This window comes from Acinetobacter sp. AL9, from assembly GCF_041464035.1.
Taxonomy (GTDB): domain Bacteria; phylum Pseudomonadota; class Gammaproteobacteria; order Pseudomonadales; family Moraxellaceae; genus Acinetobacter; species Acinetobacter towneri.
Genome location: NZ_JAYFSK010000131.1, coordinates 1 through 1,105 on the forward strand (window position 1 = coordinate 1; position 1,105 = coordinate 1,105).

The 1,105-nt window shown below is 46.8% G+C and carries 2 protein-coding genes; both read left to right on the top strand.

Annotated elements, in window-relative coordinates:
• The first annotated feature begins 343 nt into the window (after positions 1 to 343).
• The gene (locus tag ACEO2X_RS13865; protein ID WP_004814651.1) at positions 344 to 772 is read left to right on the top strand and encodes a transposase; all 429 of its coding nucleotides are present in this window, start codon (positions 344 to 346) and stop codon (positions 770 to 772) included.
• Complete coding sequence (tnpB, locus tag ACEO2X_RS13870) at positions 769 to 1,104, top strand: IS66 family insertion sequence element accessory protein TnpB (protein ID WP_004814654.1); 336 nt, start codon at positions 769 to 771, stop codon at positions 1,102 to 1,104. Before ACEO2X_RS13865 ends, tnpB begins: the two co-directional genes overlap by 4 nt.
• Position 1,105: the final 1 nt, after the last annotated feature.

Sequence of the window (1,105 nt, forward strand, 5' to 3'; positions counted from 1 at the left end):
CTGAAGCAATTGAAACGTCCGGTGCTTTACAAGCCTGAACGATCTGCTGTTTAAATTCAGCACTGTATGTTCTTCGTTTTTTCGCAAGAGATGCGATGGATGTCTGATGATTTGTAGTCATAAATTTTAGTCCCCACTTGTTTCTAAGTGGGGACTAAATTAAGGCTTATAGGATGAATTCAGAAGGTGTGTTCAGCGGACGCTTACTTCCATTGACTCAAAATCAAGGTTTGACATAAACGCTTCAACACCCATTGCTATCGTAAGCGTCCGCTGAGCCCCACTTTTTCTAACTCATTAATACCGCGATAGTGTCCACTAAATTTTAAGTGGACACCTATTTATGGATTTAAAGACAGTTATAGACAGCACACCAACGCTAAAAAAGCCTCGTCGAACCTTCACGGCTGAATTTAAACATCAACTTATTCAGCAATGCCAGCAGCCAGATACATCAGTGGCCAAGGTCGCAATGCAACATCAGATCAATGCCAATCTGTTGCATAAATGGATTCGTCAATCCAGATCAATACCCCCTGCATTAACAACCCCATCTAGTCCACAGACTGACTTTCTTCCGGTCATGCTTCACCCGACTCCAGCCAAACAAGACACACCTCCGCCATCTGTGCCGGAGAAGAATGCTGTCGCTCATATCAGAATTCCACTGCATCAGAAACAATGTTCTGCAAGAGATCAGGTGATCGAAATCGAATGGCCAGTGGAATCGGCCAAGGAGTTGCTGCTTTTACTTCAGGGCTTGATCAAATGATCCGTATCGATGAAATCTGGCTCTCTACCCAGCCGATGGACATGCGTGCGGGTATGGATACGGCTATGGCGCAGATCATGAAAGCCTTTGGCTCGATCAAACCGCATTGCGCCTACCTGTTCTGTAATAAACGTGGTCATCGTATGAAAGTACTGGTACATGATGGACTGGGCATCTGGCTGTGTGCCCGGCGGCTGGAACAGGGCAAATTTCACTGGGCTCAAGTTCACCAAGGTGAAACCGTGGCCCTCAGCCCGGAACAGTTACAGGCACTGATCCAAGGTTTGCCCTGGCAGCGCATTGGACGACAGCAGGTGGTGACGATGCTTTAAA